14 protein-coding genes and 1 tRNA gene are annotated in these 16391 nt (G+C 37.3%); 7 read left to right on the forward strand and 8 right to left on the reverse strand.

Features of this window, described 5'->3' with window-relative positions; genetic code table 11:
- The first annotated feature begins 148 nt into the window (after positions 1–148).
- On the forward strand, positions 149–610 hold the full coding sequence (locus EV201_RS00195; RefSeq protein WP_130305393.1) for a PaaI family thioesterase: 462 nt from the start codon (positions 149–151) through the stop codon (positions 608–610).
- 62 nt (positions 611–672) lie between these two features.
- Here the strand turns inward: EV201_RS00195 and EV201_RS00200 are convergent, their stop codons facing one another.
- Complete coding sequence (locus tag EV201_RS00200) at positions 673–1254, reverse strand: rubredoxin-like domain-containing protein (RefSeq protein WP_130305394.1); 582 nt, start codon at positions 1252–1254, stop codon at positions 673–675.
- Between the two features lie 149 nt (positions 1255–1403).
- Here EV201_RS00200 and EV201_RS00205 point away from each other — a divergent pair, with 149 nt between their 5' ends.
- Both EV201_RS00205 and EV201_RS00210 read left to right on the forward strand, forming a co-directional pair.
- On the forward strand, positions 1404–2117 hold the full coding sequence (locus EV201_RS00205; protein ID WP_130305395.1) for an SDR family NAD(P)-dependent oxidoreductase: 714 nt from the start codon (positions 1404–1406) through the stop codon (positions 2115–2117).
- A 160-nt stretch (positions 2118–2277) separates the two neighbouring features.
- On the forward strand, positions 2278–5517 hold the full coding sequence (locus EV201_RS00210; RefSeq protein ID WP_130305396.1) for a S41 family peptidase: 3240 nt from the start codon (positions 2278–2280) through the stop codon (positions 5515–5517).
- A 71-nt stretch (positions 5518–5588) separates the two neighbouring features.
- On the opposite strand, the gene EV201_RS00215 is transcribed toward EV201_RS00210, so the two are convergent.
- Complete coding sequence (locus EV201_RS00215; RefSeq protein WP_130305397.1) at positions 5589–6629, reverse strand: NAD(P)/FAD-dependent oxidoreductase; 1041 nt, start codon at positions 6627–6629, stop codon at positions 5589–5591.
- Positions 6630–7049: 420 nt separating this feature from the next.
- On the opposite strand from EV201_RS00215, the gene EV201_RS00220 reads away from it, so the two are divergent.
- A complete protein-coding gene (locus EV201_RS00220; protein ID WP_130305398.1) occupies positions 7050–8534 on the forward strand; it encodes a Gfo/Idh/MocA family protein in 1485 nt (494 codons plus the stop codon).
- 126 nt (positions 8535–8660) lie between these two features.
- Here the strand turns inward: EV201_RS00220 and EV201_RS00225 are convergent, their stop codons facing one another.
- Positions 8661–9218, reverse strand: coding sequence for a 2'-5' RNA ligase family protein (locus EV201_RS00225; protein WP_130305399.1), 558 nt, complete (start codon positions 9216–9218; stop codon positions 8661–8663).
- 360 nt (positions 9219–9578) lie between these two features.
- Positions 9579–9652: transfer RNA gene (locus EV201_RS00230), tRNA-Arg, on the reverse strand.
- Between the two features lie 214 nt (positions 9653–9866).
- Between EV201_RS00230 and EV201_RS00235 the strand changes: the two genes are divergently transcribed.
- Entirely contained in the window at positions 9867–10460 is a 594-nt protein-coding gene (locus EV201_RS00235; protein WP_130305400.1) for a YceI family protein, read from the forward strand.
- Between the two features lie 87 nt (positions 10461–10547).
- Here EV201_RS00235 and EV201_RS00240 read toward each other — a convergent pair whose 3' ends face one another.
- The 4 genes from EV201_RS00240 to EV201_RS00255 form a co-directional block, all read right to left on the reverse strand.
- Complete coding sequence (locus tag EV201_RS00240; RefSeq protein ID WP_130305401.1) at positions 10548–11909, reverse strand: OmpP1/FadL family transporter; 1362 nt, start codon at positions 11907–11909, stop codon at positions 10548–10550.
- A gap of 237 nt (positions 11910–12146) precedes the next feature.
- Positions 12147–13220: an AMP-binding protein gene (locus tag EV201_RS00245; RefSeq protein ID WP_130305402.1), complete on the reverse strand. Its 1074-nt coding sequence runs from the start codon at positions 13218–13220 to the stop codon at positions 12147–12149.
- Positions 13201–14259 carry an o-succinylbenzoate synthase gene (menC, locus tag EV201_RS00250; protein ID WP_130305403.1) on the reverse strand — a complete coding sequence of 353 codons (1059 nt, stop codon included), beginning with the start codon at positions 14257–14259 and terminating at the stop codon, positions 13201–13203. Before menC ends, EV201_RS00245 begins: the two co-directional genes overlap by 20 nt.
- A 21-nt stretch (positions 14260–14280) precedes the next feature.
- On the reverse strand, positions 14281–15183 hold the full coding sequence (locus tag EV201_RS00255) for a 1,4-dihydroxy-2-naphthoate polyprenyltransferase (protein ID WP_130305404.1): 903 nt from the start codon (positions 15181–15183) through the stop codon (positions 14281–14283).
- 211 nt (positions 15184–15394) lie between these two features.
- Between EV201_RS00255 and EV201_RS00260 the strand changes: the two genes are divergently transcribed.
- Together EV201_RS00260 and EV201_RS00265 are read left to right on the forward strand one after the other, a co-directional pair.
- A complete protein-coding gene (locus EV201_RS00260) occupies positions 15395–15850 on the forward strand; it encodes a ferritin-like domain-containing protein (protein WP_130305405.1) in 456 nt (151 codons plus the stop codon).
- Positions 15851–15900: 50 nt separating this feature from the next.
- Entirely contained in the window at positions 15901–16371 is a 471-nt protein-coding gene (locus EV201_RS00265; protein ID WP_130305406.1) for a ferritin family protein, read from the forward strand.
- Positions 16372–16391: the final 20 nt, after the last annotated feature.

The raw sequence follows: 16391 nt of genomic DNA on the forward strand, positions 1-16391 counted from the left end.
TACTATCTTGACGCTTCATTAAGGAGATATATTCTAAGACCTAATCGAATAAAATACGATTAGGTCTTTTTTTTGCTTTTCATTTTATAGATTGAATAGATTTGTCTATTTTGAAGGATCATTTTGATTATCAGATAATATTGAAACTATGAAAGGCATACAAGATTATTATCCCGATCATTTCGGACAGTGCTATGGTTGTGGACGTTTAAATGAACATGGCTATCAATTGAAAACAGCTTGGGATGGGGATGAAACACTTACTCGATTTACACCAGCGGCCTATCATACTGCAATCCCTGGTTCGGTATATGGTGGTTTGTTGGCATCTTTAATTGACTGTCATGGTACGGGATCAGCTGCCTTAGCTCTTGCAAAAGAGAAAGGTATTCAATTGAAAGATTTTAATGCGCCACGCTGTGTCACCGGATCACTTCAGGTCTCATACAATAAGCCAACGCCTATAGATAGTACGCTTGAGATTCGGGGAATCATTAAGGAAGTGAAAGGGAAAAAAGTGGTGGTTGAAATTCGTTTGTTATCAAAGGGGGAAATTTGTGTGACGGGGGAGGTGATTGCCATTCAGGTACCCGATGATTTTGGAAAATGATTATGTGTATATTCAAAAATAGAGAGGCCTTACTGAACTGTATGGCCTCTTTTTTATATGCATTATGTGGTTTTGGGTTTTGCTTTTTTTTGAGGATACTTACCCGGTAAAATAACATTGAGTAACTTTTTGCCAATCAGACCTAAAATAACAGCAAAGGTTAATCCCAAAGAACTTAATAGAAGAAATATTACTTTCTGATCTGCCATATTTTTCATGAAGAAAAGCAAGATTGATATAAGAATAATTAAGCCGCCAAAGATGAGTTTATTTCTTAGTAAAGGCGGTTTAAGACTTTTAAAACGGGTTATCCCATCGATCATGCCTGTGACAAAAGCAAGTAGCATACATAAGGGGAGTAGTGTGATACAAAACTTAATGACGACAGCTGATTCGTTATAATAGAAATCTGGAAAAAGTATTTGGTTGACTAGTAAAAGCGGAATAAGTGCCATAAAACTTTGTGAGAGGTGAATGGCAATGGGATGCAAATCTAAATTAAGAATCATTAAGCGGTTTAAAGAGACTTTTTCCCGATAGGGTTCAAAGACTTTGTGGGGTAGGCCGCAGGCAGGACACACATCACCCAGCTTGTCTTTTTCCATGACATAACCACAGGGGCGACAACGTACGAGTTCTTTCATAAATCAGGTGTTTTGTTTACAAGTATAAGATATGATAAATTGTTTAATTATAGAAGTTTATCTGTTTTTATGTCTACTTGTTGTGTCAGAATTATTTAACTTTAGAAAAGCTATTTTTTATAAGTGAACTCGTTTAAAATGAAATTCAGATGAAGAAAGCGATTATAATTGGTGCAACTTCGGGGATAGGTAAGGAACTTGTTAAGTTATTTATTGGCAACAATTATAAGGTTGGCCTAACGGGTTTAGAGAGAAATGGTGAGGAGGAATTACAACGACAATATCCCGGGCGTTTGGATCTCAGGTATTTCGATTGTACAAAAGATAAAAATTCTGAAATAATTAAGGAATTGGTTGTGTCATTGGGCGGATTGGATGTGTTGATTTTTAGTGCAGGTATTGGGCATTTGAATCATAATCCGAGTTTTGAAGAGGAAAATCATGCCAATAAATTAAATGTGCTGGCTTTTACTGAGATCGCCAATTGGACTTATCGCTTTTTTGAAAAACAGGGTAAGGGTCATTTTGTGGCTATCAGTTCGATAGCTGGATTGCGCGGATACAGAGTTGCGCCTGCTTATCATGCTGCAAAATCCTATCAAATAAGTTATTTGGAGGCCTTAAAACAAAAAGCTCACCAGTCAGGCAAACCTATATTTATAACGGATATTCGCCCTGGTTTTGTTGATACCGGATTGTCGGATACGAAAAGAAAATTTTGGATTGCTACAAAAGAAAAGGCTGCAAGGCAGATTTATGACATAATCAAAAGGCGAAAGCCAACAGGATATGTTACAAAACGTTGGCAGATTGTTGCCGTTATCATGATGCTCTTGCCAAGTTGGCTTCTTAAACGAATGTGAAAAAATAAGGATGACTGACCTGCACTGATCAATATTACTAAGGTTAATTAACTTTATTCTTTTCATAGACGTAAAAGGATTTTGTAGTTTTGATGTTTAACTGTGACGAATCACAAACTGATTATTATTTAACACAAACACAATTAATACAATGCAAAAAATGAATTTTAAGCTGACTGCTTTTCTTCTCATCTTTATGGGACTGATTGGCAGTGCAAATGCACAGAATGATGTTCGCTTAATGCGATATCCCGATGTGAATAAAGACTTAATCGCCTTTGTGTATGCCGGCGATATTTGGACGGTAGATGCAAAAGGTGGAGATGCGACTCGTTTAACTTCGCATAAAGGGATGGAGTTGTTTCCCAAAATTTCACCTGACGGGCAGTGGATTGCTTTTTCAGGAGAATATTCGGGCAACCGTCAGGTTTATGTGATGCCGGCTAAGGGTGGCACACCTCGCCAGTTGACTTATTATAATTCGGTTGGTTTAATGCCTCCACGTGGTGGTTTTGATAATGTAGTTTTAGACTGGACACCGGATAGTCAATCCATATTGGTTCGTATGAATCGCACCCCTTTTGGTGAACGAAATGGAACCTATTACAAAGTGAGTTTAAAGGGTGGTTTGGAGCAGCCGTTGCAAATTCCTGAAGGAGGGATGGGTGTTTACTCGCCTGATGCTAAGAAAATTTGTTTTGCCCCAATTAGTCGTGAGTTTCGTACCTGGAAACGCTATAAGGGTGGACGTGCAGCTGACCTTTGGATTTACGATTTAGAGAAAGATCAATCGGAACGCATCACTAAGTTTGTCGGTTCGGATCAGATTCCATCCTGGTATAAGGATGCGATTTATTTTGCTTCAGATCGTGACTTGAAGTTGAATATCTATAAATATGATATCCCAACAAAAACAATTACTCAAATGACTCATCACAAAACGTTTGATGTGATGTGGCCTTCTGGTGAGAATGGACAAATTGTTTACGAAAATGGTGGACAACTGTTTAAGTTGGATCTAGAGACGGGGAAAGAAGAGCGTGTTATTGTCAATATTCACTTCGATAATCCGAATATCCTGCCTTATTATAAGAATGTGAAAGATTTTATTCAAGGAGTAGCGGTTTCGCCATCGGGAAAACGTGCCTTGTTTGATGCAAGAGGAGATATTTTTTCAGTTCCAGCTAAAAATGGTCCAAGCATTAATTTAACTCAAACACAAGGTGTGCGTGAAACTTCACCAAGTTGGTCGCCTGATGGTAAATACATCTCGTATTATTCAGATGCGACAGGTGAGTATGAAATCTATTTACTTGAGAATAAAAAGGGAGCCAAGGCCAGACAAATTACATCAGGTTCATCAGCCTGGATGTATGATGCCCAATGGTCAGCCAATAGTAAATATCTCTTGTTTTTTGACCGAAGCCTGAAACTGAAATATCTCGATATTGAAAGTGGAAGGGTGAAGGTGGTTGATATTGCCAAGCGTAATGAAATTACAGACTACGCTTTTTCACCTGATTCGGAATGGATTACCTATTCAAAAGAGAGCAAAAATGGTCAGTCTGCTGTGTGGGTCTATCAGCTTTCAAGCGGAAAGAATCACCAACTAACTGATGATACCTTTAGCGATTATGCGCCGGTTTTTTCAGCTGATGGTCAATTCATCTATTTTATGTCGAATCGTGATTTTAATTTGAGTTTTTCAAGCTTCGAATTTAATTATCTGTACAATAAGGCAACACGTATTTTTGCTTTATCGCTTAAAGCAGATGGTCCTAAACTTTTTGCATTGAAGAATGATGTTGAAGAAGTGAAAAAGGAAGCGTCTAAAAATGATCAGAAGTCTGAAGATAAGTTGAAAGTTGGGATTGATTTTGACGGAATCTCAAAGCGAATTTCTGTTTTCCCTATGGCATCAGGAAATTATGGAGACCTGACAGCTGTTGAAGGTGGCATTTTGTATTCGAATAAAGGAAGTTTGTATCGATTTAATATCGAGAACGAAAAGGATGAAGTTATTCTGGATAAGGTTTCGGATTATTCTCTTTCGGGTAATGGCAAAAAGATCATGTATCGTTCAGGTTCTACCTATGGCATCATCGATGTAATTGCGGGTCAGAAAGTAGGCGATGGTCAGTTGAATTTGGATGATTTGCAAATGAAGATTGATCCTAAGAAAGAATGGAATCAAATTTATACTGATGGCTGGCGTATCTTCCGTGATTACTATTATGTAGACAACATGCAAGGTGTTGATTGGGATCAAATTAAAGCCAATTACAATCTTTTGATGCCTTATGTGAGCCATCGTGCTGATTTGGATTATATTATTGGTGAAATTATTTCGGAAACCAATACAGGACACGCTTACGACAATTATGGCGATTTTGAAAAAGTGAAGCCAATGGAAACAGGTTTGTTGGGAGCTAAATTAAAGGCTGATACGAAGGCTGGTAAGTATGTTATTTCAAAGATTTATCAAGGTGAAAATTGGACACCAAACCGCAGATCACCATTAACCGAACAGGGTGTAAACGTGAAGGAAGGGGACTATCTTTTGAGCATCAATGGGCACGATTTGAGTTTGGATGTGAATCCTTATTTATATCTTGAGAATACGGTTGATAAGATGGTTGACATTACCGTGAATTCAAAACCAAATTTCGAAGGGGCAAAAACGTACACCATTAAGCCTATCGCCAGTGAATTGGAGCTAATGTATCTGAATTGGGTAAACGAACGTCGTGAGATGGTAGACCGTTTGTCTGATGGTAAAATCGGTTATATTCATGTGCCAAATACGGCTGTAGAAGGGAATCGTGAATTGCATCGTGGTATGTACGCTTATCATGACAAACAGGCTTTGATTATTGATGATCGATATAATGGAGGAGGATTTATTCCTGATCATATGGCTGATTTGCTTGACCGTGATGTGCTTTCGTATTGGCATCGTCGAGGTTTAGAACCAACTCAAACACCTGGTATTGCCCATGATGGACCTAAAGCCATGTTGATCAATCATTATTCTTCATCTGGAGGAGATGCTTTCCCATACTACTTTAGAAAGAAAGGACTCGGTAAACTAATCGGAACCCGTACCTGGGGTGGATTGGTTGGAATGTCAGGTAATGCTGGTTTGGTAGACGGTGGTTATATCGCTGTGCCTCGTTTCGGTATTTTCGATGAAAATCAGAAGTGGATTATCGAAGGGGTTGGTGTTTATCCGGACGTTGAAGTGTATGATGAACCTCATAAAGTGGCTAAAGGAATTGATCCTTCTATTCAGAAAGCAGTAGAAATGCTGTTGAAAGAATTGAAAGAGAATCCAGCTAAAAAAGTAAGTGCGCCTGCTAATCCGAATCGATCGAAATGGGTTGAGGAAGACGTGAAGTAGTTCAGCTTAAAACAAAATATGAAAGGCTGTTTCAGGATTTATCTTGAAACAGCCTTTTTTAATTGGCCGATTTAGAAGAAACGATCGAGTATAACTTCATTGTCTGTTTCGGCATGAGGATCTTCTAATAATTTAAGCATTTGTTCAGAAAAATAGGGGGCAAGCATCACGCCTTTGGTTCCTAATCCGTTGAATATAGCTAAGCTCGAATTTTGTGGATGGATGCCTAAAATGGGGCGTCTGTCTTTTACCGTTGGTCTGACACCGGCCCAGTGGTTGAGAACCGTATAATCTGTATCAATCAGTTTATCCAGTTTTGTGAGTAATTCTGATTTCCCTTCTTCACTGGTTTCTGCATTAATATTATCCCATTGATAAGTTGCTCCAACTTTGAAGCGATGATTGCCTGTGGGCAAAACAAACAGGTTTTTATTTAAAATATAGTCTTCACATAAGGCTTTGGCTTCAATTTCGATTAATTCGCCTTTGGTGAGGTAAAAACTGCCCTCAGGGAAAAGTGCATTTTTGGCATCCTGATAGCCTCGGCAAAATATGATTTTTTCAGCTGCATGATTTTTCCAATAGACGTGATTGTTTTCAAATGTCACATCTTCAATCTTAAGGTGATCCTTAATCAGATAATTCTGCTGTCGTAGAAAGTTGCGCATGCCCTGAATCATGAGATTCAAATTACAGGATCCGGTTTGCGTGAGTGCCCCATAATGTTCGATAGGTTTAAAACCTTCCAATTTTAGATTCTTATTAATTCGCTTGATATAATGATTCATTTTCCCCTGTTCGATTCGTTTTTGCCACATAGGTAGATCTTGTTCGGTCAGGGGTTTAATCATCTCTTTTTGTTCGATAAATTTTGTCGAAAGCAAGTTCTCAATCTCCGCATAGGTTTCATACATTTTGGGAAATAAAGCGTCAGCCATCCAGGTTTTGGTGAGGCGTTTAAAGACAAGCGGATTGATAAGACCAGCTGCCACTTCTGATGCCGATTTTTGTGTGGGATCAACAATAATTTTAAAAGGGATTTTATGCTTGTGCATTTGGAAGGCCAAAAGTGTTCCTGCTAAACCTTGGCCAACAATGATGTATTTGGTCATTTTTTTTAACTTGATTTATTCAAATATAAGGAATATGATTTTTGAAAAATAATTGTTGATCTGAAACTCCCTTATTTAGAATGGGGAATTGTAGAGGCTTAAAATTTACAAAAGGTCCTATTTAAGCTGTAATTGCTCATTTTTTAATCCTTTTTGAAAAAAATGTCCCCCCTTATTTCCCCTCTTAGCAAATATCTTTGAGCATCAAGTTGAGAGATTTGGAAGGATTAACAAAAGCTTAATCTTTTGAGAGTAAATTCAGTTTTTAGCCTGAATGAATAATTTAAATAGAAAATTAGTAATATAGAAGTATTAAACAGTAGAAGTTTTTTTTGTAAAAAAATCTAAATACTCTTTAAAGATGAGATTACTGTTTTTTAAATTGTATGAATAACATAAAAGGATTAAAATAATTAAATTATGGCAACCACCCGAAGATCATTTTTAGGCAATCTGGCTCTTGGAGCCGGGGTCCTTGCAGCGGCGCCAATGGCAGCTTGCTCAAGTAATAAAGACGAAAGCAATTTGGCTTATATTAAAGCTGCGGCTTCAAGGAATCCATCCATGAATTTTAATATGTGTGGCTACGCGGCTCCGAAACTCGATACGGTTCGAGTTGGTTTTGTAGGCATAGGCGACCGTGGTTCAGGGGCTGTAAAACGTATGACTTATATTGATGGTGTTGAAATTACCGCACTTTGTGATACCAGACAAGCTGCTGTTGATGGGGGGCAAAAAATCCTTTCAAATGCAGGACTGCCCAAAGCAAAGGAATTTGTTGGTGGTGATTTAGGTTTCAAGGAGTTGTGTGAGAGTGGTTTGGTTGATTTAGTTTATATTGCGACACCATGGGAATGGCACGTGCCAGTTGCGATTGCTGCCATGGAGGGTGATAAGCATGCAGCAGTTGAGGTATCTACAGCAAAAACTATTGATGAGTGTTGGCAAATGGTGGAAACCTCAGAACGTACACGTAAACACTGTGTTATTCTTGAAAACTGTTGCTACGATTTCTTCGAGATGTTGACCATTAGTATGGCACAGCAAGGTGCTTTTGGTGATTTGATTCATGGTGAAGGGGCTTATATTCACAATTTGGATTATTGGCACTTCAACAAGCCTAAGGATAATCAAATGACGGATGGTGCCTATACAAAGATGTGGCGTTTACACGAGAATAAACGTAAAGCTAATGTTTACCCAACTCATGGTCTGGGGCCAATTTGCCAGGCTATGAACATCAACCGTGGTGATAAAATGGATTATTTAACCTCTATGATGTCAGAGGATTTTACCCTGAAGCATCGTATTGCTGAAATGGCTAAGAAAGACCCATTTTTTGAGCAGTTTGTAGGCTGGGAAATGAGGGGGAATATGGATATGCAGATGATTCGTACCAATAAGGGACGCACCATCATGATTCAGCATGATATCAGTTCGCCAAGACCTTACTCCCGAATTCATATGCTTAGCGGAACCAAGTGCTTTGCACAAAAATGGCCAATGCAGCATATTGCTTTTGGACATGATGTAATAGACGAAGCTAAATTTAAGGAATTAGAAGATAAGTATACCCCGGAAATCATTCGTCGAGTAGGTGAAATGGCCAAGCAAGTTGGAGGTCATGGAGGTATGGATTTCGTGATGGACTGGCGTTTGATCGACTGTTTACGTAATGGTTTACCAATGGATATGGATGTGTACGATGCTGCATCATGGTCTTGTATTACACCATTGAGCGAGTGGTCTATTGCCAATAAATCGAATTCAATTGAAATTCCAGACTTTACACGTGGTGCCTGGAAGACTAATAAACCAATTGATTTGACTTTAAATGGTGGAGGAACAACCGGCGTACGTAATCTTAAAAAGGCCGATTCAAAAGGCCAACTGGAAGTGCATTAAACTCAACAAACATATATTTTTTTTAGGGCGAATGGTTGATTCCAAATCGATAAGGTTTAAGAATTAGCTGTTCGCCATTTTTAATTGGATATTACAGTTTGGGATTATGCCTGATTAGTATGGTATTTATTGATTTTTAAAATCAAATTCCTGGAAAATATCCCAAAATTTCCCATTGTGTTTTAAGAGAAATAGACTTTTGCACAAAAAGGAGGCTTCAAATTCCCTGTTCTTAAATTCACCCCAGGCTTTATTGAAGTTCTGCGTACTTAAATCTCTTGTGGCAATGGTCATATGAGGATGAATGTTTTGACTGATTTCCTTTTTGCCAATCTCAACTTTTGTACTCAAATCAGGAATGAGTTTGGCATGAAGGGCTATGATGGGAGTGTGGTCAGAAACCTTTACAAAAATAACTCTAGGCTTAAAGCAGTCAAAACCTGATATACTTATTTTAAAACTGTCTTGTAGGGCTGCAAATTCGCCTAAAGTCTTGATTAACGATTGTTCTATTTTATTGCTGCTTCTGAAAGGCATTTGCAGGGTGATGTGTGCAGGGGATTTTAAGGCATGTTTGGCATTAAATCGTTCCTTCATTTCCTTTTTCAGAACCTCAATTTTCCCCCTCAGTTCCATATGAGGAATAAGAGCAATGAAATAGAGATTTGTTTTTTGAGCAGACATGTCATTTAAACTTGAAATTAGACTACGGTTTTAATTTCGCTATTTTTTTTCGATATCTAAATTATGACTATGAAAAACTCATTCGTCTCCCTGTGTTTTTTAAGTGAACATGGAGGGATTTTTCCTCATTTTATTCGTCATGAATATATTGCGCCCCCGGTTCTCATTTCATTTAGGATTTTAAAATTTGCGTATAAAAAAAACTCACCAGTTTCCTGATGAGTTTGTTGTGAACATGGAGGGATTATTCGCTCGTTCCTCGCTCATTAATGTATTACGAACCCCTATGGGTTCTCATCCATAAATTTTATTGCAAAAAAAAATCTTCCAAGTTTATTGGAAGATTCTCTATAATCTAGGTGAACATGGAGGGATTCGAACCCCCAACCTCCTCGGCCGTAACGAGGTGCACTATCCAGTTATGCTACACGTCCGTTTTGTCTCAAAGACCCTGCAAATATAGGCATTCTGAGATTTATATTACAAGTTTTTTTAGAGGTTTTTCTGAAAAAATCACTTTCCCCTTTTGAAGGGGAAGCTTAAGTGAAGATTAACAAGTGCTTAACAAATATTACTTTTTCATATCTCAAAATAGGAGTATATTTAAATTTAGTTTAAATAAAAGGATGGGTAATTAATTCAAATACTATGAAAACAAAAAGAATACTATTAGGACTGGCATTTGTAATGGGTGCTTTATTGGTGAATACCAATGTGAATGCTCAAAAAAGTATGAGTTTAAAGATTGATGACAGTAAAGTAGAATGGACTGGGAAGAAAGTAACTGGGGAGCATCATGGAACAGTGGTATTTAAATCGGGTAGTTTGCAGATGGATGGATCCAAAATTGTAGGGGGCGAATTTGTAATGGATATGACCAGTATTAAAAACACCGATATTACAAGTGATAAATATCGTGGTGATCTTGAAAAGCATCTCAAGTCTGACGATTTTTTTGGTGTTTCTAACTTCCCTGAGTCAAAGTTTGTAGTTAAGGAAAGTAAGAAATTACAGAATGGTAAAGTTTTGGTAAAAGGTGAGATTAGTATAAAAGGGATTACTAAACCCTTGGAATTTGAAGTTGACTCTCATCAGCACGGCGACTCTTTTCATATGAGTGGTGTAATGGTTATTGATCGTACTTTGTTCGGCATAAAGTATGGTTCGGGTTCATTCTTCGATAATCTGGGTGATAAGACCATTTATAACGACTTTGAACTAAAGTTCGATCTGATGTTTTAAGCATTGAGATTCATTTATAAAAAAACGCCACATCATAATGTGGCGTTTTTTGTGGATTGAGAATTATATTCTCTAATAAAATATTGATTAGAATGAATAGGCAATTTCCAATTCGATCTGACTCATTTTAATTTCAATAGTCTGGTTTGGTACCATTTTACCTTGCATTGCTTGTTCTGCATCGAAGTCCATAGGGTTATAACCTTTAACTGAACATTCTGGCGCATAAACAAGAGCAAAATGTAAGGCATTCCCTTTTTCATTTAATTCTTTAGAACAACCTAAAGTAATGTGATCGCACATGACACCAGGAGCTAGGATATTAAATAGAACTTCTGATTTTTGAATAGGTTGGTCACAATGTGAGTATCCTGCTCTTAAAGTCCAGGTTTCAATTCCTGAATATTCAGCACCAATTTTGTAACAATTAATATCTTCCCATCCAAAACCAGCACCGTTATCTGATCCCAGAGGGACATAATTTGGATTTGGGTTGTATCCACCTGCGCCATCGGGAATCATTGGAGCAAGAGCCATTGGATCCATTGGGTTTGAAACTGATGCTATATCAGTATAGTTGATGCGTTTGAAGTCAGCTGCAAATACCCAGTTTTCATTAGCCTGATATGCTAGACCTACTGTCCAGGTTGATGGAATATTGAAATCACCTTGTTCAGCAAAAAGTCCGGCATAGTCGTCAAATTCACTCATATAAACCATCGTCTGGTAACTGGCACCAACACTTAGTTTTTCAGTTAGTTGGCCTAAATACCCTAATTTAAAACCTAAACCATAAGCATTATCGTGGCCATTGTCTGTTAATTTCGTTGCGTCGCTAGACATACCATTCATGCCAAAAGCGCCTAATCCTTTAGCTTCGAAATATTGGTAAGCCGCAATTGCTGTCACCCCAAAACTATGCTTTTCACTTACTTGGTAGGCATAACTTAAGTTTAGGAAACATTGTCCCAAATCAACACCTGTATCAGCGTTTGGCATACCGAAAGTTCCAAAACCATTTTTAGGTGCATAGTCTGTATTCATACCGCCATTACCATATACAGCTACAGAGAAACTGCTTTTCTCATTTAATAACCAGTTGGCACCAAATGTTGGCATGAAAAAGACTTTGCTATCACTTTCGACAGTTCCGGGAGCTAAACCAAATGTACCATCCATCATAGAAGGGTTTCCGGTAACAGTGTATTCACGGTTTGGGTTAAACATGTTAACACCAAATTGGTATTGGTTACCAAGTTTCACTAAAGAAGCAGGGTTACCATTAATGAGTGAGTTTTTGTACCAAGCGATACCAGCTCCGGCCATACCTTTGTTTTGTGTACCGTAAGCAAGGCTAAAATAGCCATCTGTAGCGCTGGCTGATTGTGTTGTAATTATTCCAGCCAAAAGCAGGGAAGCTGAAATAAGAAATTTTGATCTCATTTTCATAGGTAAATAATATTTGAATATTAGTTGTTATCAATTCATGTGTAAAATACTAACTATAAGAATATACAAATATGTTATATATCAGATATGTACATATGGAGACTTTTATGATCGGTCTTAATGTGTTGATTATTAATTGTTGATGTGGGGTTGTTTTTTTTTGGAAGTAGGCTAATACTTATTTGGAACAAATAAGAGTGATTTTTGGACTTGTAAGATACTGTTAATTTGTATCAATTAATCCTCTTCTGTAAGTCTTGCCAGGCTGGCTTTTCGTTGAATCTTATTGGTTAAAGTGCGCTCAAATTTTGAAAGGAAAAAAATATCGCGTGGACGTTGGAATTTTTCTAAATAAGCATCAACTTTAGCCTGAATCTTCTTTTTTTTCTCGATGCTTTTGTTCTTTGATTCAATTATAAGAATCATTTTTTCACCCAGGTGTTCGTCTGGAATGCCAATAAGAAAGAATGGCTCATTTATAAAAGGATTCAGCTTTTCTTCAATTTGTTCAGGGAATAATTTTATTCCTCCTGAATTTATAACGTGATCAAATCTTCCAAGCCATTCAAATTCTGAATTGGAGATGAGTTTTACGATATCATTCGTTGTGATCCTTTGATTTAATAGTCTGGGAGCATCAATTTCTAAACACTCTCTTTTGTCTGTAGAAAGGGTTACACCATTTAGAGCTTTATATGTATCCGATTTATCAAGGCCATTTAAGTTTTTTATCGCGATATGCGAAAGGGTCTCGGTCATTCCGAAACTGGCATAACAATGTGAGCTGAGGTTTTGGATTTTCTTGTTTAACTTTTGATCAACAGCACCACCTCCAATTAAGATGGATTTGATCAATTGAATTTGATCCGTATTATGTATGCTGTTTTGAACCTGAAGAGGAATCATTGCAGCAAAATCGATTGGAGAATGGAGTCCGTTAAGGGGATGGCCATCGGGCTTGACACAGATCAGTTGCATTTGCCAGATTATGGCACGAATAAGCATCATTTTTCCCGCAATAAATTGGGGAGATAAGCAAAGAAGGGCCGTCTGTCCCTTTTCAAATTTGAAGAATTCGCCCGTCATTTTTGCAGACTGTATCATCTTCTCTTTTTCCAGATTGATTGGTTTTGGAGCTCCTGTTGATCCTGACGTTTTAGCTTGAACATAAAGATTTTCATCGAACCACTCCAGAATAAAGGCATAAATATCCTTTTGCCATTGCGCTTTACAGATCTGATTTTGTTCGTTGCAAAGCGCCAATAGCTGAGTTCGATTGAGTTGATGAAAATTAAGCTTCAAGCTGTTCATTAAGATCCCATTTTTTGGATTGATTGTAAATTAAGTGGCCTTCTGTAACTTCAAGTGGCGATTCGATATTATTGGTGAAGAGTTGCCCTGTCCCCAAGCCTTGGGGCATTGGATTGTTGAGTGTATATACCCACTGTGCAATAGCATTTAAGCCAATATTAGATTCAAGGGCAGATGTGGCCCACCAGGGAATTGCATTTTTATTGGCAATATCAATCCATTCCTGGCTGCCTTTAAAACCACCAACCAAACTTGGTTTTAAAATAATATACTGTGGTTGTATTTGTCGGATTAATTCAATTTTGTCTTCGAGTTTGTAAATTCCGATTAATTCTTCATCCAAAGCAATAGGCAGTGGCGTTATCTTACAAAGTTCTGCCATAGCTTCCCAGTTGCCTGCTTTTATGGGTTGTTCTATGGAATGAATATCAAAGTCTGCGAGTGCTTTGAGTTTGTTTATGGCATCATCAGGATGAAAGGCACCATTGGCATCGACGCGGATTTCAATTTCTTTAGCTGAAAACTTCTCTCGGATTGATTGGATAATGCTGAGTTCTTCATCAAAATTAATGGCCCCAATTTTTAACTTGATACAATTGAAACCTGTATCAATCTTCTCCTGGACTTGCTGTTGCATGTAAGCTTTATCGCCCATCCAAACCAAGCCATTTATGGGGATTTGTGCTTCATTATTTGTGAAATCAGAATCGAAAAGAAGACGTTTCCCACCATTTCTCAAATCCCTTAAAGCCATTTCGAAACCAAAATAAAGAGATGGCCATTCGGTTAAATCGCTAATAAAATAGTTTTCTATTTTGTCGATGTTCTGGCAAACCTCGTGAATTTTATCTTCGTAGTTTTCTCTGTCATCAGAACTTAATCCTCTAATGATTGAGCATTCGCCAATCCCCTTAATTTCAGGATTTTGTTCATCCCATATGCGAACAATCCAAGCTTCCTTTTTTGTGAGTATTCCACGAGAAGTGCCACTGGGACGTTTAAAATCTAAAGGGTAATAATGAAAGTCGGATACCAGCATCGTTTGAGAATAAATATAAAATTATAAGAGAGTTCCAATTCCAAAAGTTAGACTGAATAAGAAACAAGATATCGCTAATTTTTTTAATTCAGGATCTAATTTTTGAGGTTCGTCATTTTTTATGACGGTGTTCATATGACGTATGATGAGAGGGAAACTCAAAAGATAGATAAATTGAAAAATCGATTTGTAATGAATTATACTATAGGCGATAGCAAGCAACATGGCTAAGCTAAGAATAATGAGATGGTAATTTTTTGCTGCTTTTGAGCCAATTTTTACAACTAAGGTTCTTTTACCGGTTTGTGCATCATTTTCAATGTCGCGCATATTGTTTAGGTTGAGCACACCAGTGCTTAAAAGGCCGACAGAGCTGGCTGGGAGTAAAATATCCCAGTGAAGATCTCCGGTATGCAGGAAATAGCAGCCAAGAACGCCAACTAAACCAAAAAAGATGAAAACAAAGAGGTCGCCAAAGCCCATATAGCCATATGGATTTTTCCCAATTGTATAATTGATAGCGGCTAAAATTGCCAAAATACCTATTGCAAAAATAACAAGTGCCTCTTGTAGATTAATGATTTGAGCCGCTTCGTAGATCAAAAAAGAACCACTTGTTAAAGAGATAGTTATGAAAACATAAAGCATGTTTTTCATTTCCTTTTTGCTAATATCACCACTTTGTACAGCTCTTTCGGGCCCAACACGATTAGCATTATCTGCTCCTGAAATAGAATCACCTAAGTCGTTGGCTAAATTCGAAAGAATCTGAAGAAAAAGGGTGGTTGTGATGGCTAGGATAAATATAATTGAATTGAACTGATTATATGACGCTGCTATAAGACTGCCCAGAATAATGCTGGATAGAGCCAAGGGAAGTGTTCTCAGTCTAAAGGCATGTATCCATGCTTTTGTTTTACTCATAGTTCTGTGATTTATTGAATCACAAATTTAACCAAATTACGATAATGCCTTAAGTTTTATTGAGATCAATTTTTAAGAAAAGCTTAAGTGGCTGGTGTAAAAGCTCTTGTTCCAAGATTTAATATTTCGTAACTTTTCGTAAATGCGAATTATTTTATACACAAGGCTATTCGAGGTTGAATAAAATTCACGTTAAAAAAAATAATTTACAATGAAAATTTTTAGAGATTTTAAGGAAATCATTGACTTTGCAATTGACAGTGAGATGAATGAAATTCAATTTTATTCAGAACTAGCCGAAACAATGGAAAGGAAGAATGTTAAGCAACTGTTTCGAAGTATTGCCCTTGAAAAAACGGCTCGTATGCTTCAGTTGGAAAATATGAAAGATATTGGTTTTCTATTGGATGTAGACTGCGTACAAGATTTGAAAATAGCGGGGTCTTTTTCTGAAATTGATTTTACAAAAAGAAATTTGTCTTATCAGGAAGCCTTGATAATGGCTATGAACAAAGAAAAAGAGAAATTCATACTTTATCAGGAATTGGCAGATTGTTCTACGGATACAACTTGCAAACAAACATTTTTAAGTCTGGCGAATCAAGAAGCACGTCAAAAGTTAAAGTTGGAAATTGAATATGATGAATTTATTTTATATGATAATTAGAATTTCTGTTCTGATTGTAATCACTTCGTTCTTATTTAATACATGTTGTTATGGAAAAATATAATAGTTTAGACGAGGTTTTGAATTTTGCTATAGAGCAAGAGCAAGGGGAGGTGGATTTTTATAACGATTTGGCAGATAAAATGAGAGTCCCTAAGGTTGAAGAGCTGTTTAGAGATATTGCCCTTGAGAAGCAGAAACACATTCTTAAGTTGGAGGCCATACGAATAAGTGGCAATTTTGATCACAATTCTTATGATCAGATAAAAGAGTTAAGAACAGACCACTATATTGCCAATGTGGACTACTCCAACGAAAACCCGAGTTATGATGAGGCTTTATTAATGGCTATGGAGAAAGAAAAAGCAACGTTTATGTTTTATTGGGATTTGGCTGAGCGGGTTACCTCTTCCGATCTGCAGGATCTTTTTTACATGCTTGCCTTACATGAAGCCAAGCAAAAAGTAAAGTTGGAAATTCAGTTTGATAGAGGGTCTGAGGATGAGTTTGATGAGGACTAAAATTAACCTTACTAAGAAGG

It is taken from the genome of Ancylomarina subtilis (assembly GCF_004217115.1).
GTDB classification, from domain to species: Bacteria; Bacteroidota; Bacteroidia; order Bacteroidales; family Marinifilaceae; genus Ancylomarina; species Ancylomarina subtilis.